The 21,232-nt window shown below is 68.9% G+C and carries 14 protein-coding genes and 2 pseudogenes; 14 read left to right on the plus strand and 2 right to left on the minus strand.

What is annotated here, in order from left to right:
• Positions 1-6 precede the first annotated feature (6 nt).
• The gene (locus tag ACTWJ5_RS17755) at positions 7-726 is read right to left on the minus strand and encodes a Crp/Fnr family transcriptional regulator (RefSeq protein ID WP_081884662.1); all 720 of its coding nucleotides are present in this window, start codon (positions 724-726) and stop codon (positions 7-9) included.
• Between the two features lie 209 nt (positions 727-935).
• On the opposite strand from ACTWJ5_RS17755, the gene ACTWJ5_RS17760 reads away from it, so the two are divergent.
• The 4 genes from ACTWJ5_RS17760 (at position 936) to ACTWJ5_RS17775 (ending at position 4,234) form a co-directional block, all read left to right on the plus strand.
• The gene (locus ACTWJ5_RS17760; protein ID WP_058070924.1) at positions 936-1,703 is read left to right on the plus strand and encodes a class II aldolase/adducin family protein; all 768 of its coding nucleotides are present in this window, start codon (positions 936-938) and stop codon (positions 1,701-1,703) included.
• Positions 1,704-1,713: 10 nt separating this feature from the next.
• Complete coding sequence (locus ACTWJ5_RS17765) at positions 1,714-2,694, plus strand: 2-hydroxyacid dehydrogenase (RefSeq protein ID WP_249916787.1); 981 nt, start codon at positions 1,714-1,716, stop codon at positions 2,692-2,694.
• Complete coding sequence (locus ACTWJ5_RS17770) at positions 2,691-2,993, plus strand: Dabb family protein (protein ID WP_116423384.1); 303 nt, start codon at positions 2,691-2,693, stop codon at positions 2,991-2,993. Before ACTWJ5_RS17765 ends, ACTWJ5_RS17770 begins: the two co-directional genes overlap by 4 nt.
• Before the next feature lie 263 nt (positions 2,994-3,256).
• Positions 3,257-4,234: an IS110 family transposase gene (locus ACTWJ5_RS17775; RefSeq protein WP_444436200.1), complete on the plus strand. Its 978-nt coding sequence runs from the start codon at positions 3,257-3,259 to the stop codon at positions 4,232-4,234.
• Between the two features lie 920 nt (positions 4,235-5,154).
• On the opposite strand, the gene ACTWJ5_RS17780 is transcribed toward ACTWJ5_RS17775, so the two are convergent.
• A protein-coding gene (locus ACTWJ5_RS17780; RefSeq protein WP_444436220.1) for an IS3 family transposase occupies positions 5,155-6,329 on the minus strand; the annotation gives its coding sequence in 2 pieces (ribosomal slippage) (positions 5,155-6,062 and positions 6,062-6,329; 1,176 coding nt in all).
• A 276-nt stretch (positions 6,330-6,605) separates the two neighbouring features.
• On the opposite strand from ACTWJ5_RS17780, the gene ACTWJ5_RS17785 reads away from it, so the two are divergent.
• The 10 genes and pseudogenes from ACTWJ5_RS17785 to ACTWJ5_RS17830 all read left to right on the plus strand — a co-directional run.
• A complete protein-coding gene (locus tag ACTWJ5_RS17785; RefSeq protein WP_256511466.1) occupies positions 6,606-8,306 on the plus strand; it encodes a long-chain-fatty-acid--CoA ligase in 1,701 nt (566 codons plus the stop codon).
• Positions 8,307-8,340: 34 nt separating this feature from the next.
• A complete protein-coding gene (locus ACTWJ5_RS17790; protein ID WP_051879030.1) occupies positions 8,341-9,144 on the plus strand; it encodes a lipase family alpha/beta hydrolase in 804 nt (267 codons plus the stop codon).
• A 76-nt stretch (positions 9,145-9,220) separates the two neighbouring features.
• Positions 9,221-10,885: a WS/DGAT/MGAT family O-acyltransferase gene (locus ACTWJ5_RS17795; protein ID WP_444436221.1), complete on the plus strand. Its 1,665-nt coding sequence runs from the start codon at positions 9,221-9,223 to the stop codon at positions 10,883-10,885.
• Positions 10,886-10,974: 89 nt separating this feature from the next.
• A complete protein-coding gene (locus tag ACTWJ5_RS17800) occupies positions 10,975-12,330 on the plus strand; it encodes an MFS transporter (RefSeq protein WP_444436222.1) in 1,356 nt (451 codons plus the stop codon).
• Positions 12,331-12,350: 20 nt separating this feature from the next.
• Entirely contained in the window at positions 12,351-13,469 is a 1,119-nt protein-coding gene (locus tag ACTWJ5_RS17805) for a M14 family metallopeptidase (protein WP_074986314.1), read from the plus strand.
• Positions 13,466-14,902 (plus strand): amidase, encoded by a 1,437-nt coding sequence (locus tag ACTWJ5_RS17810; protein ID WP_444436223.1) that lies wholly within the window; start codon positions 13,466-13,468, stop codon positions 14,900-14,902. The genes ACTWJ5_RS17805 and ACTWJ5_RS17810 overlap by 4 nt, the downstream gene beginning before the upstream one ends.
• A gap of 56 nt (positions 14,903-14,958) precedes the next feature.
• Positions 14,959-17,535 (plus strand): LuxR C-terminal-related transcriptional regulator, encoded by a 2,577-nt coding sequence (locus ACTWJ5_RS17815; RefSeq protein WP_305880424.1) that lies wholly within the window; start codon positions 14,959-14,961, stop codon positions 17,533-17,535.
• Positions 17,536-18,464: 929 nt separating this feature from the next.
• Positions 18,465-19,412, plus strand: coding sequence for an alpha/beta hydrolase family protein (locus ACTWJ5_RS17820; protein WP_444436224.1), 948 nt, complete (start codon positions 18,465-18,467; stop codon positions 19,410-19,412).
• A gap of 151 nt (positions 19,413-19,563) precedes the next feature.
• Positions 19,564-20,325: pseudogene (locus tag ACTWJ5_RS17825) on the plus strand (MCP four helix bundle domain-containing protein); the annotation flags it as partial.
• Between the two features lie 312 nt (positions 20,326-20,637).
• Positions 20,638-21,231, plus strand: a pseudogene (locus tag ACTWJ5_RS17830) (methyl-accepting chemotaxis protein); the annotation flags it as partial.
• Position 21,232: the final 1 nt, after the last annotated feature.

The raw sequence follows: 21,232 nt of genomic DNA on the forward strand, positions 1-21,232 counted from the left end.
GCTGGGCTAGCGGTCCGGCCGCTCCTGGGCCAGCGTCTGCAGGGCGTCCGGGCGCAGCAGCAGGAGCTGGCCGTAGCGCTGGCGGATCAGGCCCTGCTGCTCCCACTGCTTGAGCACCTGGTTGACGCGCTGGCGGGTGGCGCCGATGAGCTGCGCCATGGACTCCTGGGACAGCCGCAGGTCCAGGCTCACCCCTTCGGCCTCCTTCGCCCCGAAGGATTCGCTCAGCCCCAGCAGGCGCCCGGCCAGGCGCTGCTCCAGCGACTGCGTGGAAAACGCGGAGAAGGCCACCAGCATGGCGCGCAGGCGCGACACCTCCAGGTCCAGCAGCATGCGCACCAGCGCCGGGTGCCGATCGCACAGCTCGCCCAGCGCCAGCGGGCTGATATGCAGCACCTGGGAGGGCACGTGGGCATGGGCGTCGTGCAGGCGGTTGCTGTGGTCGAGCATCGACACCTCGCCCAGCCAGGTGCCCGGCTCGTAGAAGTTCAGCACCGCCTCCTGGCCATCGCGGGTGGTGTTGCTCAGGCGGATGATGCCCTGCAGCACGATGTACAGGCCATCCGGCGGCTCGCCGCAGCGGAACAGCTGCTGGCCGGTGTTCAGCGCGCGCACGCCGGCGCGGGCCAGCATGTCGTCGCGAACCTGCTCCGGCAGGCCGCCGAACCAGGGGCTGGCCAGCAGCACGGCGAGGTGCGACTCCGACAACATCGAGGGGAAGGTCACGCCTGAAGGCTCCATGGAATCCGGGACGTTGCCGCCATTATTCGGCCGACGGGCGAACCAGCACAAGGCGCATCGGCGGCCTCCCCCAAACGGCCGCGACGGCGGAGCGGGCGCCGGCGTGACGGACGTCAAATTCAGGACAGTCGCCGGCCCCCGCCACGCCTTAGCCTCGGGCGCTCCACCACAACACCTACAAGAAGGAATGCCCCATGGCCCACGAACTCGCCCTCCCCCATGTCCGCGACCAGGTGAGCGACGAAGAATGGCAACTGCGCGTCAACCTCGCCGCGTGCTACCGGCTGGTCGCCCTGTTCGGCTGGACCGACCTGGTCTTCACCCACATCAGCGCCCGCGTCCCCGGCCCCGAGCATCACTTCCTGATCAACCCCTACGGGCTGCTGTTCGACGAGATCACCGCCTCCAACCTGGTGAAGATCGACCAGGACGGCAACAAGGTGATCGACAGCCCCTACGACGCCAACCGCGCCGGCTTCGTCATCCATAGCGCCATCCATGCCGCGCGCCACGACATCCAGTGCGTGCTGCACACCCACACCCGCGCCGGCGTCGCGGTCAGCGCCCAGGAATGCGGCGTGCTGCCGATCAGCCAGCAGTCCACCTTCGTGCTCTCCTCGCTGGCCTACCACGACTACGAGGGCGTGGCCCTGCGCGACGACGAGAAGCCGCGCCTGCAGGCGGACCTGGGCAACAAGCTGTTCTTCATGCTGCGCAACCACGGCCTGCTCACCGTCGGCCGCAGCGTCGCCGACGCCTTCCTCAACATGTACACCTTCGAGACCACCTGCCAGATCCAGCTGGCGGCCCAGGCCGGCGGCCAGCTGGTGCAGGTCGATCCGCAGATCATCGACGGCGTGGCCGAGGTGGTCGACAAGCAGACCGGCGGCCAGGGCGGCGACTTCGTCTGGCCGGCGCTGCTGCGCAAGCTCAACCGCATCGACACCAGCTATCGCGACTGAGGAGCCAGCGATGAACAGCATTCCCTGCATCGCCCTGTCGCGCCAGGTACCCGATGCGCTGTTGGGAAGCCTGCGCGAACGGGCCGAGCTCCGCATGCCCGAACGCGGCCTCCCGGATGACCTGGGCGAGCTGCTGAGCGGGGCCGACTACGCCCTGGTGCTGCCCGCCGACCGCATCGACGCCGCCCTGCTGGAGCGCTGCCCGCGCCTGAAGGTGCTAAGCACCGTCAGCGCCGGCTTCGACCACATCGACGTGGCCGCCTGCACGGCCCGCGGCATCCGCGTCTGCAACACCCCCAAGGCGGTCGCCGCGGCCACCGCCGACCTCGCCTTCGGCCTGCTGCTGGCCGCGGCCCGGCGCATCGTCGAGGCCGACGCCTTCGTCCGCGGCGGCGGCTGGCGCGCCGACTCCTCGCCGCTGTTCGGCCAGGACGTGCACCACAAGCAGCTGGGCATCCTCGGCCTGGGCAGCATCGGCATGGAAGTGGCCAAGCGCGCCCGCGGCTTCGACATGGACGTCACCTACTGCAACCGGCGGCGCCTGCCGGTGGAGGAAGAAGTCCGGCTCGGCGTGCGCTACCTGGACTTCGACAGCCTGCTGGAGCAGAGCGACGCGCTCATCCTGCAACTGCCCTACAGCGCCGCCACCCACCACATCATCGGCGCGCCGCAGCTGGCACGGATGAAGCCCGAGGCCATCCTGATCAACACCGCCCGCGGCGGCCTGGTGGATGAAACCGCCCTGGCCACGGCCCTGCGCGAAGGCCGGCTGGCGGCGGCCGGGCTGGACGTCACCGAAGGCGAGCCGGCGGTGAACCCGGCGCTGCTCGGCCTGCCCAACCTGGTGCTGTCGCCGCACAACGGCGCCTCCACCCGCGAGACGCACAAGCGCATGACCCTCGAGGCCTTCGACAACCTGCTCGACGCCCTGCAGGGCGCGCCGCTGCGCAACTGCATCAACCCGCAAACAACAGAGGAGTGCTGCCCATGAGCGTGCATTGCGTAGTCGTGTCCTGGCTGAAAGAGCCGGGCAACCTGGAACACATCGCCCAACTGACCGCCGCCTGCGAAAGCCTGCGGCAGATCCCCGGCGTCAGCGAAGTCCGCTTCGGCCCCCGGGCCAACCTGGGCAGCGTCGGCTCGGACGACAGCTTCGACTTCGCCATGATCGTCAGTTTCGAGTCGCTCAAGGCGGCCCAGGACTATGGGCCCCATCCCAACCATATGCAGGCGGCGCAACTCACCGTGCAACTGGCGGAGCGGTTCCAGAGTTTCTATTTCGAGACCTGAGTTAATCGCGGACAAGGTCCGCTCCTTGTATGTCGACGACCCGCCATAACGGCGGGTAGTCTCCGGCTGATCACCGGAAGGAAGACCAGGAAGACGTGTCCGCTCCTAGGCTACGAGCCTGCACTGTAGATAGTCTCCTGCCTTCCCAATCCACTCGTGAGTCCGAACGGTATCTGGAGCCCCACCCCGGTGGTAGCTCGTATAGGCAAGGTTGGATGGAGTGGAGTGCTGATGATGTAAAGCTGTAAGAGGTAGCAGGAGTTATGGCCATCGTAGTTGGCGTGGATATCGCCAAGAAAACTTTCGACATTGCGGTTCTGCAGAGCAATGGCAAATACCGCACCAAAGGCAATCTGAGCAACGATCAGTCGGGCTTCAGCGTCTTTGACCAGTGGCTGCAAAAACATGCCGAGCCAGGGGCGTGGGTGGTGATGGAAGCCACCAACATCTATCACGAAGCTCTGGGCGATTATCTGTTGGCCCGGGGATATCGTGTCTGCGTGATGAATCCGGCACGTATCGCCAGCTATGCGCAAAGCCAGTTGCAACGGGTCAAGACCGACAAGGTCGACGCCAAGTTGATCGCCCTCTACGGCGCTCGGCATGCCGAGGATCTCCAGCTCTGGCAGCCGGACCCGGTGAGCGTGCGGCAACTCCGTGCGCTGGTACGGCGCTACGAAGAGCTCAAGGAGCTGTTCCAGATGGAAATCAACCGCCTGGAAACCGCCAAGAGCGACGTGGTGAAAGAGTCGATCCTGTCGGTCTCGGCCCATCTGGAACAGCAGATTGAACAGACGCTGGAAGCGATTCGCCAACATATCGACAACGATCCTGACTTGCGGGGCAAGCGCGATCTGCTGACGAGTATCGAGGGTATCAGCGACAAAACTGCAGCCCTGTTGCTGGCCGAACTTGGATCAATCAGCCGCTTCGAGAGTGCCCGGGCGGTCGTGGCTTTTGCAGGACTCAATCCGAGGCTCAGGGAATCCGGCCAACACAAGGGCCAGGTGAGGATCTCAAAGATCGGCTCACGCCTCTTGCGGGCAGGCCTGTTCATGCCAGCCATCTGTGCCATGAGCCATAACCAGGCGATACGGGCACTGCGTTTACGGCTCGAGGAGAAAGGCAAAGCGGGTAAACAGATCATCTGTGCTGCCATGCGCAAGCTGCTGCAGATCGCCTATGGCGTCCTCAAGTCGGGCCAGCCATACAATGTGGAACTGGCCCTTGCTCGAGGCTAGGTGACACGGTATCTACAGTCCAGGGAGGCATGGTGTCTTTCCTGTAGGAGCGAGCTTGCTCGCGAATGGTGTTTCCCGGATGCATTGATGTTTTAGGGTGACTCCGCTCCCTCTCCCCAACCCTCTCCCTGAAGGGAGAGGGGGCTGTCCTGAGCGACGCGTCGGTCAGGCGCCATCCTCACACCCCTAACCCCACCCCGTCATTCCCGCGAACGCGGGAACCCAGTTGCCTTCTTGCTCGGTGTAGCGCGCCGCTCCGAGTCTGCCCGACCGTCTTGTTTCGCCCCCTCGGGCGAGTCCCTTTTGTCAAACGCCACAAAAGGAACCAAAAAGGCTTGCCCCGCATACGGGCCCGACGGAGTCGGGCTACCCTCACGAATTCCCCCGCCACGGAGGCCCGCCCCGAGGGTACGTCCCTGTAGCCCGCGGGGCTCTCGCGACATCCATGTCGCATGACCTCCTGAGCGGGGGCTTCGTTCGGCCTTCTGAAGGGGCGTTCCGGTGCGCTCGGCTATTCCTCTGGAAATCCAAGAGCAAACGCGCTTTTGCTTTTGCTTTTCGTAGGAGCGAGCTTGCTCGCGAACCAAACCACCCGTCACTGGGTTATTCCCCTTCGGGCCAGCGCAAGCGCTGTTCGCGATGGAGCCGCGTCCCGCATTCGCGGGAATGACGGGGTGAGGTGAGGCGTATCAGGATGACTCAGGATTCTCCCCCCACTCCGAACAGCCCCCTCTCCCGCTTGCGGGAGAGGGTTGGGGAGAGGGCGCTCTTAACCCCAGCACCTACGCCCCCGGCAAACCCCATTCGCGAGCAAGCTCGCTCCTACAGGCCCCCCGCCAACCTGCAGGAGCACATCGCAAACAGGGAACACAGCAACCCCAAACCACAACTGCTTATCCCCCCACACCAACCTGTGGTGGTCAAATAATTTCGGACACTTCGATAGGTTGTCTGGGTGGCCTGCGCTCGTAGCGGGTGGGTGGCAGATAGCCTAGGCTGGAGTGCAGGCGCACGTTGTTGTAGAAGCCGACGATGTAGTCGGCAATGTCGGTCATAGCCTCAGCATGGTTGGCGTAGTCACGTTGCCAGACCCGCTCCATTTTCAGGTTCAGGAAGAAGCGTTCCATGACCGCGTTGTCCCAGCAATTTCCCTTGCGGCTCATGCTCAAGACCAGGCCATGCCGCTTGAGCAGCGCGCGATAAACCTCGCTGGCGTACTGGCTACCACGATCCGAGTGCACGACCAGGCCTGGCGCTGGCTGCCGCTGAGCAATCGCCATCTGTAGCGCCGAACAGACCAGTTCCGCCAGCATGTTCGGCGCCATCGCCCAGCCGACGATCTTGCGCGAATACAGGTCCATCACCGCAGCCAGGTACAGCCAGCCACGGCGGGTACGGATGTAGGTGATATCCGCCACCCAGGCCTGGTTTACGGCCGGAGGATCGAACTGGCGGGCCAGGATATTGGAGGCTATCGGCAGGTCATGCTTGCTGTTGGTCGTGTGCACGAACTTGCGCTTCCAGACTGGCCGAAGCCGGTGCTCGCGCATCAGCCGGCGGACTCGGTAGCGCCCCACATGCATGCCCTCGCCATTGAGCGCGGCTTGCAGGCGACGGCTCCCATAGGTACGCCCGCAGCTCATGAACAGGGCCTTCAAGGAGGTGGCTACCGGGCAGTGCAAGGCTGGGCGCAAGGGGCGGCGCTGCGCGGCGTAGTAGCCCGACCGACTGACACCCAGCAGCCGGCACAACCGCGCAATTCCGGCCTTCTTCTGCTGCTGCGCGATCAATCGGTGAATCACTTCAGTTCGCGGGCGAAGAAGGCCGAGGCCTTTTTTAGCAGGTCGTTGTCCTGCTTCAACTGGCGATTCTCGGCCTCCAACTGACGAATCCGCTGCTGCTCGGGTGTCAACGGCTTACCCACTCCCGCCTGCCCCGACAGCTCGGCTTCGTATTGCTGAACCCAGCGGCGAACTGCCGTCTCTCCCAGGTCCATGTCTCGACAGACCTGCGTAATGCTCAGGCCCTGGTCTTTGATCATCTGGACGACTTGCAGCTTGAAGCTGGCATCGAATGCTCTGCGTTTACGGCTCATGAATGACTCCTCTATTCAGTGGATTTTCCACCTATCGAGGTGTCCGAGGAAATTGAACCACCACAACCACCCCATAACCCCCATGAATCCCCCACCCTCCACGCCGCTGATCACGCCAGAACCCCCGCCCCAGAGCCCCTCCAGCCCCCATCCATCAGCCTTTGGCACGAACGCCAACCCCCACCACCGGCACTTTCTCCAAGCCGCAAATTCCGGACAGTTCATACAAGCGCCGCAGCCTCACCATGCTTGCAAACAATAAGGAGACACCAGCAAGTGCAAACCCCCTGGACTCGCTCATACCCTGCCGGCGTGCGCTGGAACACCGACCTCTCCGGCCTCAGCGTGCTGGACATGCTCGATGACTCGGTGCGCCGCTGGCCCGACCGCCCGGCCATCGACTTCATGGGCCGCAACATCGACTACCGCGAACTCGCCTCGCTGATCGACCGCGCCGCCAAGGGCCTGCAGGACCTGGGCGTCGGCCCCGGCGTCCACGTCGGCCTGTACCTGCCCAACGTGCCGCAGTACGTCATCAGCTTCTTCGCCATCCTGCGCGCCGGCGGCACCGTGGTGAACTACTCGCCGCTGGACGCCGGCGAGGTGCTCGCGCACAAGATCGAGGACAGCCGCACCGACATCCTCGTCACCCTCGACCTCAACAGCCTCTACCCGCTGATGGCCCGCCTGCTCGACAGCACCCGCCTGCACACCCTGGTGGTCGGCTCGCTGGGCGAGTTCGGCGCGCAGCCGCGGGAGATCCGCGCCCGCCTGCAGCAGGAAGGCCAGCTCGCCCAGGTGCACTACAGCGAGCAGTGCCTGCCCTTCGAACAGCTGCTGGACAACGAAGGCGACTGGCAGCCCCACGCCCTGCCGCCGCTGGATGAGGCCCTGGCCGTGCTGCAGTACACCGGCGGCACCACCGGCCTGCCCAAGGGCGCCATGCTGACTCATGCCAACCTCGGCGCCGCCGCGGCCCAGGTGGCGATGATCAACGTCGACAACGACCAGCGCCTGCACGAGGGCCGCGAGAGCATCCTGGTGGTGCTGCCGCTGTTCCACGTCTACGCCATGGTCGGCTGCCTGCTGTTCCCGGTGGCCGCGGGCGCCGAAATGCGCCTGCACACGCGCTTCGACGCCGGCGCCGTATTGCGCGACATCCACGACAACCGGGTGAGCTGCTTCCCCGGCGTGCCGACCATGTTCACCGCCCTGCTCAGCCACCCGCAGGTCAGCGAGTACGACCTGCGCTGCCTGAAGATCTGCGCCTCCGGCGGCGCCCCGCTGCCGGTGGAGCTGATGCAGCAGTTCAAGGCCCTGACCGGTTGCCAGATCACCGAGGGCTGGGGCATGACCGAGACCTGCACCGGCGGCACCTTCACCCCCGCCGAGCGGCCCCAGGCAGGCTCCTGCGGCGTGCCGCACATCGGCGTGGACATCTGCTTCCTCGACCTGGAGGACGCCGGGCGCAAGGTGTCGCCGGGGCAGAACGGCGAGCTGGCCATCCGCGGGCCGAACATCATGCGCGGCTACTGGAACAACCCCCAGGCCAGCGCCGAGTCCTTCACCCACGACGGCTACTTCCGCACCGGCGACGTCGGCTACATGGACGCGGACGGCTACATCTACATCGTCGACCGCACCAAGGACATGCTCCTGTGCGGCGGTTTCAACGTCTACCCGCGGGTGATCGAGGAAGCCATCTACGCCCACCCGGCGGTGGAGGAAGTCATGGTCCTGGGCATTCCCGACGCCTACCGCGGCCAGTCGCCCAAGGCCTACGTCAAGCTGCGCCCCGGCCATGCGGCCTTCGACCTCGACGCGCTCAAGGACTTCCTCAAGGACCGCCTGGGCAAGCACGAGATGGTGCAGGCCCTGGAAATCCGCGCCGACCTGCCCAAGACCGCCGTGGGCAAACTGTCCAAGAAGCTGCTCAAGGACGAAATCGCCGCCGCTCAAGCGAGCGCCGGTAACTGAACCCGTAGTACCCCCGTACAAGGAAACCGCCATCATGCCCGCCGCTTTCTACGAGTCCCTCACCGCCCCCTTCCGCCGGCACCCGGTGGAGCGCCGCCCCTCGCCCATGCTCTGGGCGCTGGAGTCGCGTGCCCTGCTGGAATGGGCCTCGATCCCGGCGGCCATGCCCTGGCTGCTGCTCAACGTGCCGCGCGGCGACGGCCACAGCGTGCTGGTACTGCCCGGGCTGATGGCCCACGACTGCACCACCCTGCCCCTGCGGCGCTTCCTCGACAACCGCGGCTACGACACCCACGGCTGGGGCCAGGGCCTCAACCGCGGCCCGAGCCGCGGCGTGGTGGAGCGCCTGCTGGCGCAACTGCAGGAACTGCACGAGACGTCCGGGCGCAAGGTCAGCCTGATCGGCTGGAGCCTGGGCGGCATCTTCGCCCGCGAGATGGCCCGCGCCATGCCCGCCAGCGTGCGCCAGGTGATCACCCTCGGCAGCCCGCTGTACGGCCCGCCGCAGACCAGCACCAACGCCTGGGAGCTGTACCGCCTGGTGCGCAGCTTCAATCGCGAGAGCGAGGAGCGTGGCGAAGAGGCGCCGCCGGTGCCCACCACCTCCATCTACAGCCGCGCCGACGGCATCGTCGGCTGGGGCGGCAGCGTCGAGCGCCAGGGGCGCCTGACCGACAACATCGAAGTCAACTGCGCCAGCCACATCGGCCTGGGCGTACACCCGCTGGTCTGGTACGCCATCGGCGACCGCCTGGCGCAAGCGCAGGACCAGTGGCAGAAGTTCCGGCCGCGCGGTCTGAAGCGCGCGCTCTACCCCTTCCGCGCCCCCCGGCGCTGAGGGGCACACCGGCCCGGCGGCAATGGGCCTTGCGAGTACTTTCCCTGCAACAACAAGAACGAAGGTTGGTGATGCGATGAAACATTTGAGCGGGATGGACGCCATATTCCTGCACATGGAATCGGCCGAGATGCCCACGCACATCGGTTCGCTGCATGTGCTGCAACTCCCCGAGGGCCATGACGGCGACTTCTTCGAGGAGGTCAAGCAGTACCTGACCGGGCGCCTGCACCTGGCCACGGTCTTCACCCGCAAGCTGGCGTTCATGCCCTTCGACCTGTCCGACCCGGTGTGGGTGGAAGACGAGCAGCTGGACCTGGAGCACCACATCCGCCACATCACCCTGTCCAAGCCCGGCAGCAACCGCCAGCTGCAGCAGGCCGTGGCGCGCAGCCACGCCAGCCTGCTCGACCGCAGCCGGCCGCTGTGGGAAGTCACCATCATCGACGGCCTGCGCAGCGGCGAAGTGGCGCTGTACGCCAAGGTCCACCACGCCAACGTCGACGGCCAGGCCGGCATCGAGCTGGTCCGCGCGTTGTTCGACGACGTGCCCAGCGGCCGCGTCGTCCCGCCGGCGCCGCCCAAGCTGCGGCGCAACCAGTACCAGCTCGGCGTCGCCGAACTGGCCGGGGCGGCCATCGGCAACGCCGGGCGCCAGTACGTCAAGCTGGCGAAGATGCTGCCGGACATGCTCCGCGCCGGGCGCAGCCTGCTGCCGGTGATCGGCGACGGCAACCTGCGCAACTGGCGCAGCCTCGACCCGCGCAAGCTGCTGGCCCCGCGCACCCCGCTGAACGTGGCCATCACCAACCAGCGCAGCTTCGCCGGGCGCACCGTGCCCCTGGCCGAGATCAAGGACATGGCGCGCCAGTTGGACGTGAGCTTCAACGACGTGGTCATGGCCACTGTCTCCGGCGCCCTGCGCCGCTACCTCAAGGCCAGCGGCGAGCTGCCGGAGAAACCCCTGACCGCCGCCGCGCCGGTGAGCCTGCGCGCCCCCGGCGACGACACCGCCAATAACCAGGTGAGCATGCTGGTGGTCGACCTGGCCACCGACGAGGCCGACCCGCTGCAGCGCCTGCAGCGCATCAACGCCTCCTCGACGCAGCGCAAGGCGGCGATGAACAAGTTCCGCTCGGCCATCCCCATGGACTTCCCGATCTTCGCCGCGCCCTGGCTGCTCTCCGGCATGGCCGCCATGTACGGCCGCTCGCGCCTGGCCAACTGGATGCCGCCGCCGGCCAACCTGGTGATCTCCAACGTCACCGGCATCCCCGCCCAGCTGTACTTCGCCGGGGCCAAGGTGCTGTGCTACTACCCGGTGTCCATCCCCTCCCACGGCATGGCGCTGAACGTCACCGTGACCAGCTACCACGACCGCCTGGACTACGGCCTGATCGCCTGCCGCCGGGCCCTGCCGGACCTCAACGACCTGGGCGACCACCTGCTGGCCGAACACCGCCGCCTGCTCGAACTGGCGCGCAACAAGGTTGCCGCGGCGGTGCAGGGCAAGGGCGGCGACAAGCCGGCCAGCCAGAAGCACAGCGCCGCCGCCAAGGCCGTCGCCAGCAAGCAGGGCGAGGCTGCGGACAAGCCGGCAGCCAAGGCCAGGAACCCCGCCAAGGCGCTGCCCAAGGCCCGGCCGGCGGCCCCGCCGCGACGCAAGGTGAACGGCGCCGCGGCGCAACAGCCCAGCCCCGCGCCGCAGCCGGCAGCGGCCGAAGCCACACAGGTCCAGTGATCCCGGCGCCGGCCCGCCGCGCGGCGGCCCCACAAGGGCCCCGTGGCGGCGGCCGGTAACCCGCGGTAGACCCCACCCCGGAGCCTCGCATGTCCACAGTCATCAGCGCCCCCGCCGCGGCACAGGCCGCCCTGGCGCCCCAGGGCGACGCCGAAGCCGTCTACGGCAAGATCACCCGCCGCCTCATTCCCTTCCTGTTCATCTGCTACCTGCTGAACTTCATCGACCGCGCCAACATCGGCTTCGCCCAGTTGCAGATGAAGAGCTCGCTGGGCTTCAGCGACGCCGTCTACGGCCTCGGCGCGGCCATGTTCTTCGTCGGCTACGTGCTCTTCGAAGTGCCCAGCAACATGCTCCTGCAGCGCATCGGCGCGCGCCTGACCATCATGCGCATCATGCTGCTCTGGGGCCTGGCCTCCAGCGCCACCCTGCTGGTCACCACACCCACCCAGTTCTACGTCGTGCGCTTCCTGCTCGGGGTGTTCGAGGCCGGCTTCTTCCCCGGCATCGTCCTCTACCTCACCTTCTGGTACCCGCCGCAGCGCCGCGCCCGGGTGCTGGCGTTCTTCTGCATGGCCCAGGTGGCCGCGGCCTTCATCACCAGCCCGGTGTCGGGCTGGATCCTGAAGAACCTGCACGGCGCCCATGGCTGGGAAGGCTGGCAGTGGATGTTCTTCATCGAGGGCATGCCCACGGTGCTGCTCGGCCTGCTGGTGCTGTGGCTGCTGCCCAACGGCCCGCAGGACGCCAAGTGGCTGACCCCGGACGAGCGCGAACTGGTGCGCCAGGGCGTGCAGGGCACCACCGGCGCCGACGTCGACGGCGGCGGCCATGGCAAGGGCGCACTGGCCGCGGCGCTGCGCGACCCACGCGTCTACCTGCTGGCCTTCGGCGCCTTCGTCTCCGGCTGCGCCGGCTACTTCCTGGCCTTCTGGACGCCGACCATCATCCGCGAACTGGGCGTGGCCGACCTGCAGCTGGTCGGCCTCTACGCGGTCATCCCCAACGTCTTCGCGCTGTTCGCCATGTTCTGGTACGGCCGCCGTTCCGACCGCCGCGACGAACAGCGCCTGCACTGGGCCTGGGCCTTCGTCGCCGCCGCCGCCGGCTTCCTGCTGCTGGCCTGGGCCATCGGCAACGGCAGCCTGGCCTGGACGCTGGTCGCCATCACCACCGGCGGCTCGGCCCTGGTGGCGGCCACCCCGGTGTTCTGGGCCATGGTCACCCGCTACCTGGCGCGCGAACGCGCCGCCGTCGGCATCGCCCTGGTCAACACCCTGGCCAGCGTCGCCGGCATCAGCCCGGCCGTGGTCGGCGCCATCAAGACCCGCACCGGCAGCCTGGACGACGCCATCTACCTGCTCTGCGCGCTGTTCGTGATCGCCGCCGTGGCCATGGCCCTGGGCATGCGCAAGGCCCTGGCGGCGCCGCAGCAGCCGGCCTGAACCGGTCCCGAGGAATAGACATGTCATCGCCAATCCACGCACCCGCCTGCTTCGCCCAGAGCTACGCCCAGGCCCGCGGGCTGTTCCTCGCCGCCACCCGCGCCGCCGGGCTCGACGTGCACAGCCACGCCCACCCCCTGCCGGGGCGCGACGGCGAGCCGCTGGCCACCGACGTGGCGCGCTTCGGCGCCGCCGACGCCGAGGCGCTGCTCATCGTCAGCAGCGCCTGCCATGGGGTCGAGGGCTTCTGCGGCTCCGGCGTGCAGAACGCCCTGCTCGCCGATGCCGAATTCCACCGCCGGGCCGCGGCCGCGGGCGTCGCCGTGCTGTACGTCCACGGCCTCAACCCCTGGGGCTTCTCCTGGTGGCACCGCTGGACCCACGAGAACGTCGACCTGAACCGCAACTTCCAGGACTTCGACGCCACCCCGGCGCTGCCCGCCAACCCCGGCTACGACGCCCTGGCCCAGGCCCTGGTGCCGGACACCTGGCCAGCGCCCGAAGCCGACGCGGTGCTCTATGCCTACCTCGCCGAGCATGGCCCGCGGGCCATCCAACGGGCCATCAGCGGCGGCCAGTACAGCCACCCCGAAGGCCTGTTCTACGGCGGCGCCGCGCCGACCTGGAGCAACCTCACCCTGCGCGCAATACTGCGTGAACACGCCAGCCGCTGCGCACGCCTGGGCTGGATCGACCTGCACACCGCGCTCGGCCCCTGCGGCCATGGCGAGCGCATCGCCCACGCCCGCCCCGGCGACTCCGCGGGCCTGGCCCGGGCCCGCGCCTGGTGGGGCGAGCAGGTGACCTCGCTGTACGGGGACGACTGCGTCTCCGCCGAACTGGCCGGCAACATGTGGCACCTGGCCTACCAGGCCTGCCCGCAGGCCGAATACACCGGCATCGGCCTGGAATACGGCACGGTGCCCTCGGAAGAGGTGCTGATGGCGCTGCGCGGCGACCAGTGGCTGAGCCGCCACCCCGAGGCCGACGCCGGCACCCGCGAAGCCATCAAGCGCCGCCTGCGCGACGCCTTCTACGTCGACACCGACCACTGGAAGGAACGCATCGTCGAACAGGCGCTGGATGCCGCCCACCAGGCGCTCGACGGCCTGGCCGCCCGCACAGGAGCCCCCGCATGAACGATTCGCTGCACCTGCTCGACGCCACCGCCCAGGCCCAACTGGTCTACCGCGGCGAAGTCACCCCGCTGGAGCTGGTGGACGCCGCCATCGCCCGCATCGAAGCACACGACCCGGCGCTCAACTCGGTGATCTGGCGCCAGTTCGAACTGGCCCGCGAGCGCGCCCGCGGCCCGCTGCCCGGCGGTCCCTTCCGTGGCGTGCCCTTCCTGCTCAAGGACCTGGCCGGCGGCGCCGAGAGCGGCCAGCCGCTGTCCTACGGCAGCCGCCTGGGCCTGGGCAACCGCGCCGATCACGACACCGAGCTGGTGCGCCGCTACCGCGGCGCGGGGCTGATCACCGTCGGGCGCAGCAACACCCCGGAATTCGGCATCACCCCCACCACCGAGCCGGCGGCCTTCGGCCCCTGCCTCAACCCCTGGAACCTCGGCCTCTCCGCCGGCGGCTCCAGCGGCGGGGCCGCCGCGGCGGTGGCCGCGCGCCTGGTGCCCATGGCCCACGCCAGCGACATCGGCGGCTCCATCCGCATTCCCGCCTCGGCCTGCGGGGTGTTCGGCCTCAAGCCCAGCCGCGGGCGCAACCCGGTCGGCCCCAAGATCGGCGAAGGCACCGGCGGCCTGCCCGCCGAGCACTGCTGCTCGATCTCGGTACGCGACAGCGCCGCCCTGCTCGACGCCACCTCGGCGCCGGACTACGGCGCGCCCTACGTGGCCCCGTCCAAGGCCCGCCCCTACCTGCAGGAAGTCGACGCACCGCACCGCCGCCTGCGCATCGGCCTGCTGCGCACGCCGCTCACCGGCGTCGCGGTGCACCCCGACTGCCTCGCCGCGCTGGAATCGGCCGCCCTGCTCTGCCGCGGCCTGGGCCACGAGGTCAACGACGAGGCGCCGACGGTGAGCGACATGCCCGCCGTCGGCCAGGCCTTCGCCCGGCTCTTCGTGGTGTCCGCGGCGCTGCACCTGCGCAGCCTGGAACAACAGGTGGGCCGCCAGGCCGGCGAGCACGACATCGAGCCGCTGACCCGCGCGGTGGTCGGCCTGGCCGGCCAGGTCAGCGCCACCGACTACGTGCTGGCCCAGCGCACCCTGCAACGCATGACGCGGGAGATCGCCGCCTTCCACGAGCACTACGACCTGATCCTCAGCCCGACCATGGCCTGCCCGCCGAGCGCCATCGGCGAACTGGCCTTCCGCGAAGGCGAAACCCTGGAAGCCTTCTTCGCCCGTTCAGGCCCCTTCGCCGCCTTCACCTCCGTGTACAACGCCACCGGCCAGCCGGCCATGAGCGTGCCGCTGCACTGGACCGCCGGCAGCACGCCCATCGGCGTGCAGTTCGCCGCGCGCCTGGGCGACGAAGGCACCCTCTTCCGTCTCGCCGCCGAGCTCGAACGCGCCCGCCCCTGGGCCTCGCGCCTGCCGCCGCTGCGCGGCTGAGCCGGCAGCACATCCGCATCAGCGCCCCGGCAGCCCCGGGGCCAGGAGTTCCGCAGATGAATTCGCACCCCAACCTCCACGCCATCGCCAGCCGCCCTGCCCCACGCGCCCTCAGCGGCGCGCTGCCGCTGCTGCCGGCCCGCCACGTCGCGCGGCCGCGCCTGCTGCAGCGCCTGCTCGGCGGGCGCCAGCGGGTGAACCTGCTGCACGCCCCCGCCGGCTTCGGCAAGAGCGTGCTGCTCAACGAATGCGCGCGCCAGGCCGGCCCGCGCGGCCGCGTCGCCTGGCTGGACCTGCGCGGCCGGCCGCTGCAGGAGGGCGACTTCCTCAGCCGCCTGGCCATAGTGCTGGACCTGGACCCCAGCGCGCGGAACTGGCAGGAAGACCTGCAGCGCCTGCTGGAGGGCAGCGCGCAGCCACTGTGGATCGTGCTCGACGACTACCCGCGGCAGAGCGATGCGCGGCTGGACGCCTGCGTGGCCCGCCTGCTGGAGACCAGCGCCATCGACATCCGCTGGTGGATCGGCTCGCGCCGCCGCCCGGACTGGAACCTGCCGCGCCTGCTGCTGCAGGGCGAACTGCTGGAACTCGATGCCAGCGACCTGGCCCTGGACCACGACGAACTGGAGCACCTGCTGCGCAAGCAGCAGGCCGAAGCGAGCGACGGCGACAGCGTCGACCTGCTGTGCTACAGCGCCGGCTGGCCGGCGCTGCTCGGCCTGCTCGCCCTGCAGGGCCGCATGCGCTGGCCCGAGGCCGGCGGCGGCCTGCTGCAGGACTACCTGCGCCGCGAAGTGCTCGCCCCGCTGCCGGCGCAGCTGCGCGGCGCCTTGCGCGTACTCAGCCACCTGCCCCGCTTCAAGGCCGGCCTGTGCCGGCACCTGGGTTCGGTCGGCGAGGCGGCCTTCGCCCAGCTCGGCCAGTTGCAACTGCTCCGGCGCCTGGACGAGAACGCGGGCTGGTTCGCCGTCTGGCCGCCGCTCGCCGAGCTGCTGCGCCAGGAACAGGACGACGCGCCGCCCACCGACGCCCTGCTCGAAGCCAGCCAGTGGTTCGCCGAGCACGGCGACCTGCGCCAGGCCACCCAGCTGGCCCTGGCCGCCGGCTCCATCGAGCGCGCCGTGGCGCTGCTGCAGGACGCCAACAGCGACCAGATGATGGTCGAACACAGCGCCGTGCAGCTGCTGCGCTGGCGCGACGAACTGCCCGCCGGCCTGCTGCAGTCCAGCCCCAAGCTGATCCTCCTGGAGACCTGGGCGCTGATCATCTGCGCCCGCCTGGACGAGGCCATGGACTGCCTGCAGGCGCTGGAGCGCTTCCTGCCGCGGCCGGACGCCCACCGCCAGCGGCTCAGTCTGGCGCACTACCAGGCCATCCTCGGCGTGCTGCAACGCCAGTTCGCCCTGCCCGATGCGCGGCGCAACTGCAGCGACGCCCTGCAGCACCTGGAGGAGCACTACTGGGGCCAGCACATCCTCTGCCACCAGGCCCTGGCCCAGCAGGCCATGGTCGAGGGCGACCTGATCATCGCGCGTCAGCACTGCCAGGCCGGCCTGCGCCTGTCGCGGCGGCACGCCAGCCTGTGCTTCGAGGCCCTGCTCAGCGTCGAACACATCCACCTGCTGGCCCTTTCCGGCGAGCACCACCACGCCCTGGACTACGCCGAGCAGATGCTCGCCGAGCTGCGCAAGGGCACCCACGGCGGCCCCATGAGCGCCCGCCTGCACGTGCTGCGCGGCGAACTGCTGACCCTGCGCGGCGAGGACGTCGCCGCCGAAGCCGCGCTCCAGCAGGGCCTGCGCGAGGCCGAGGAATGCCAGGACGCCTACCTGCTCTATGCCTACCACGCGCTGATCAGCCTGACCTGCGAGCGCGGCGAGGTGGAGCGCGCCCACCAGCTGCTGCTGGCCGCCGAGCGGCGCATGCAGCGCCTGTGCATCCCCGAGATCCGCTACCGCGAAGTGCTGCGCCTGGCCCGCGCCCGCCTGTGGCTGGCCAGCGGCGAACCGGCCAAGGCACGCGACGAGCTGTTCGGCGTGCTCGCCGAGCTGCGCCTCAACCCACTGCTGGCGCCCACCGGCTTCTACGACCTGCAGTACCGCGTGCGCCTGCTGCTGGCCCAGGCCCATGGCGAGCTGGGCGAAACCACCCGCGCCAGCCAGGAGCTGCTGGCCCTGCAGCGCGATTGCCAGCGCCTGGGCCTGCGCAGCCTGGCCTGCGAAAGCCAGCTGCGCCTGGCCGAAGCCCTGCACGGCCTGGACCCGGCCGCCGCCGAGGAACACCTGCGCGAAGCCCTGCAGGACTGCCGCCGGCTGTCCCTGCTGCGCCCCCTGGCAAGGCTGCAGCGCAAGGACGCCAGCTGGTCGCGGCAACTGCTGGCGCAACTGCCCACGGCCCCCCAGGCCCAGCCCACAGCGACCACCGCCCCGGCGCCGACGGAAATGCTCAGCCAGCGCGAACTGGAAGTGCTGGAACTGATCGCCCAGGGCTGCTCCAACCAGGAAATCGCCGAGCAGTTGGAGATCTCGTTGCACACGGTGAAGACTCACGCCCGGCGCATCAACATCAAGCTGGAAGTGGAAAGACGCACCCAGGCGGTGGCGCGGGCCAAGGCGAGTGGGTTGTTGGCTTGATGGGGGGTCTTGGTGGGTGTTTTTCCTGGAGGATCGGCGCACTGGGGTTAGTCCGCACCCTCTCCCCAGCCCTCTCCCTGAAGGGAGAGGGGGCTAGACCGTGCCGAGAGAAGCAATGGTTTCAGCTGGAAACCTCCGGCGTTGCCGGCTAACTCCAGAACACTCAACCCTGCCCAACGGTCCCCTCTCCCTGAAGGGAGAGGGAGCTAGACCGTGCCGAGAGAAGCAATGGTTTCAGCTGGAGACCTCCGGCGTTGCCGGCTAACTCCAGAACACCCAATCCTGCCCAACGGTCCCCTCTCCCTGAAGGGAGAGGGAGCTAGACCGTGCCGAGAGAAGGAATGGTTTCAGCCAGTAATCTCTGTGCCAGCCGGCTAACGCCGAAACACCAACGCACACCGAACGGTCCCCTCTCCCTTCAGGGAGAGGGCGCTCTTAAACCCAACACCGCAGCCACCGACAAACTCCATCGCGGACAAAGTCCGCTCCGTTGTTTCTGGGTTCCCGCGTTCGCGGGAATGACGTCGGAAAACACCATTCTTACCCCGTCATTCCCGCGAACGCGGGAACCCAATAAACCGTTACCCCCACGGCACAGCCAGGCACGGCCTCTCGTAGGAGCGAGCTTGCTCGCGAATGGGCCTCGCTACGGGGTTTGTTCGCGAGCAAGCTCGCTCCTACGAAGAGCCCCGCCCCCTCTGCTCCGCTTTTTCCCACTCCACCTGAACCTACCCCCCCAACCCCGCCCCAGCGCACACTGCCAACCGGATCAGCGGGGCCAACCTCCCCTCTGCCGATCTGCAGCCTCCGCCGCCCCAACCCCGGTCGCACCCGGATGGGTGCGGCGGTCTTTTTTCCCGCAACTGTACTGGTGGCGCCCCGTCGCCCGGCGCTAGAGTGCCTGTTGCGCAACGGGAAAAGAGAACGCCATGGGCCAGCCACTGACCTTCGACGCCACCGACGGCTACCCGCTCCAGGGCCGCCTCTGGCGCCATGCCGAAGCGGCGGCGCAGCCGCGGCCGCTGGTGATCGTCAACCCGGCCACCTCGGTGCGCAGCGATTACTACGCACGCTTCGCCGACTACCTGCACGGCCAGGGCTTCGACGTGCTCTGCTACGACTACCGCGGCATCGGCGGCTCGCGCCCGGCCTCGCTGCGCGGCTTCTCCGCCAGTTGGCTGGACTGGGGCCGCCTGGACTTCGAAGGCGCCCTGCAATGGGCCCTTGCCAACGCCCCGCAGCAACCCATCCAGGTGGTGGCGCACAGCGTCGGCGGCTTCCTCGTCGGCCTGGCCCCTTCCAACCACCTCATCCAGCGCGTGTTCAGCATGGGCGCGCAGTTCGCCCACTGGCGCGACTACGCCCCCCAGCGGCGCCTGCGCATGCTGCTCAAGTGGCACCTGGCGATGCCGGTGCTCAGCGGCCTGTTCGGCTACTTCCCGGCCAAGCGCCTGGGCTGGATGGAAGACACGCCCCACGGCGTGGTGCGCGACTGGACGCACCGCGCCCCGCGCTTCGAGGACGCCTACCGGCGCGGCCCGCGGGCCATGCCGGCGGAGGAACGCAGGCGCCTGGCCGAAGGCTTCGCCGGGCTGCGCGGCGACACCCTGGCCCTGAGCGTCACCGACGACGAATTCGGCACCGGCCCGGCCATCCAGCGCCTGCTCGACTACTACCGCAACAGCCGCTGCCTGCACCTGCGCCTGCCGCCCCGGGCCATGGGCTTCGCCAGCATCGGCCACTTCGCCTTCTTCCACAGCCGCTTCCAGGACAGCCTCTGGCCCATCGCCCTGCGCTGGCTGCGCGACGGCGAGCTGGACGACAGCCTCGCCGCCTACCTGGTGCACCCGGCCCGGCGCCATCCGACGCCCGCCTGACAGCGAAATTCCCCAGGCAAATCAAGGCACTGCCCGACCGAAGGCAGTGATATCCCTTGGCCATTACACAAGACTGTCACATGGTTTTCATATGCTCTGCGCGTCCGAAACCCGCTCGCCAGAGCATCACAGCAGTCCGTGGTAGCCCGTGATGAAGACACTCCAAGCCCTCCTCGGCCGATTCGCCCGCTGGGAGCCCCTGCGGCGCCTGCGCATCGGCCAGCGTACCCTGCTCTGCTTCCTCTTCAGCGCGGTGCTGCTGGGAGGCGTCGGCGCCTATTGCCTGTACCAGATGGCGGCCATCCGCGCCCAGGGCGAGGCCATCGACGGCGACCAGCTGCCGAGCATCGCCCTGGCCGACAGCATCGCCCTCAACCTCGCCCAGCTGCGCGTGCGCTCCATGCAGCAGGTGGCCAACCCCGATCCCATGGTGCGCAGCGGCAACAAGGTGATCATCGAGCAGCTGGCCCTGGACATCGAACAGGAATTCCGCGACTACCAGGCGCTGATCAGCGACGACACCGAGCGCGGCGCCATCGAGGCGCTGCACCAGGCCTTCGGCCAGTTCATCCAGACCATCCGCGACGAACAGCAACTGCTGGAGCAGCAGAAGCTGGACGAGGCGCGTACCCTGCTCATCGCCAACATCGACCAGCAGGGCGAAGCCATCGACACCCAGGTGCAGCTGCTGCGCGAGCTCAACCGCCAGGCCGCGGACAGCGCCACCAGCGCGGCCGCCAGCGCCTACGCCCAGGCCCTGCGCATCGTCTGGGCGGCCCTGGGCGGCGCCCTGCTGGTCACCCTGCTGCTGGCCTGGCGCCTGACGCGCAGCCTGGTGCGGCCGCTGGCCGAGGCGCTGCAGGTGGCCGAGCGTATCGCCGGCGGTGACCTCAGCCAAGGCGTGCACAGCCGCGGCCGCGACGAGGCGGCACAGCTGCTGGAGCGCCTGGGGCGCATGCGCGACAACCTGCAGGGCACCATCCGCCAGATCGGCGAGGCCGCCGAACAGCTGGCCACCTCCAGCGAGCAGATGAGCATGGTGATGGACGAAGGCAGCCGCGGCCTGCACCAGCAGCACGGCGAGATCGACAACGTCAGCCGCGCCATGAGCCAGATGAGCGCGGCGGTGGGCGACGTCGCCGAGCACGCGCAGAGCACCGCCGCGGTGGCCCGGCGCTCCAACGACGAGGCCCTGGACGGCCAGCAGCAGCTGGCCACCACCCTGGGTTCGCTGCGCGAGCTGGGCGAAGGCGTGCGCCACGCGGCGCAGCAGGCCCAGGGCCTGGCCGAGCAGACGCTGAACATCAGCAAGGTGCTGGACGTGATCCGCAACGTCGCCGAGCAGACCAACCTGCTGGCGCTCAACGCCGCCATCGAGGCGGCCCGCGCCGGCGAGGCCGGGCGCGGCTTCTCGGTGGTGGCCGACGAAGTGCGCGCGCTGGCCAAGCGCACCGGCGACTCCACCCGCGAGATCGAACAGCTGATCGGCGCCATCCAGCAAGGCACCGGGCGCACGGTCGAAGCGCTGCAGCAAAGCGCAGAGCAGGCCGAGCACACCCAGGGCCAGGCCAGCGCCGCCGACCGCGCCCTGGCGCAGATCATCGAGGCCGCGCGCAGCATCGACGAGCGCAACCGGCGCATCGCCGAGTCGGTGGAACACCAGGCCGCCATGGCCCGCGACATCGAGACCAACCTGGGCAACATCCGCGACCTGTCCAACCAGAGCGCCGCCGGCTCGCAGCAGACCAGCAGCGCCAGCCACGAACTGTCGCGCCTGGCCGTGGACCTCAGCGGCCTGGTGCAGCGCTTCCGCCTGTAGA

This window comes from Pseudomonas sp. A6 (assembly GCF_052367875.1).
Taxonomy (GTDB): Bacteria; Pseudomonadota; Gammaproteobacteria; order Pseudomonadales; family Pseudomonadaceae; genus Pseudomonas; species Pseudomonas citronellolis.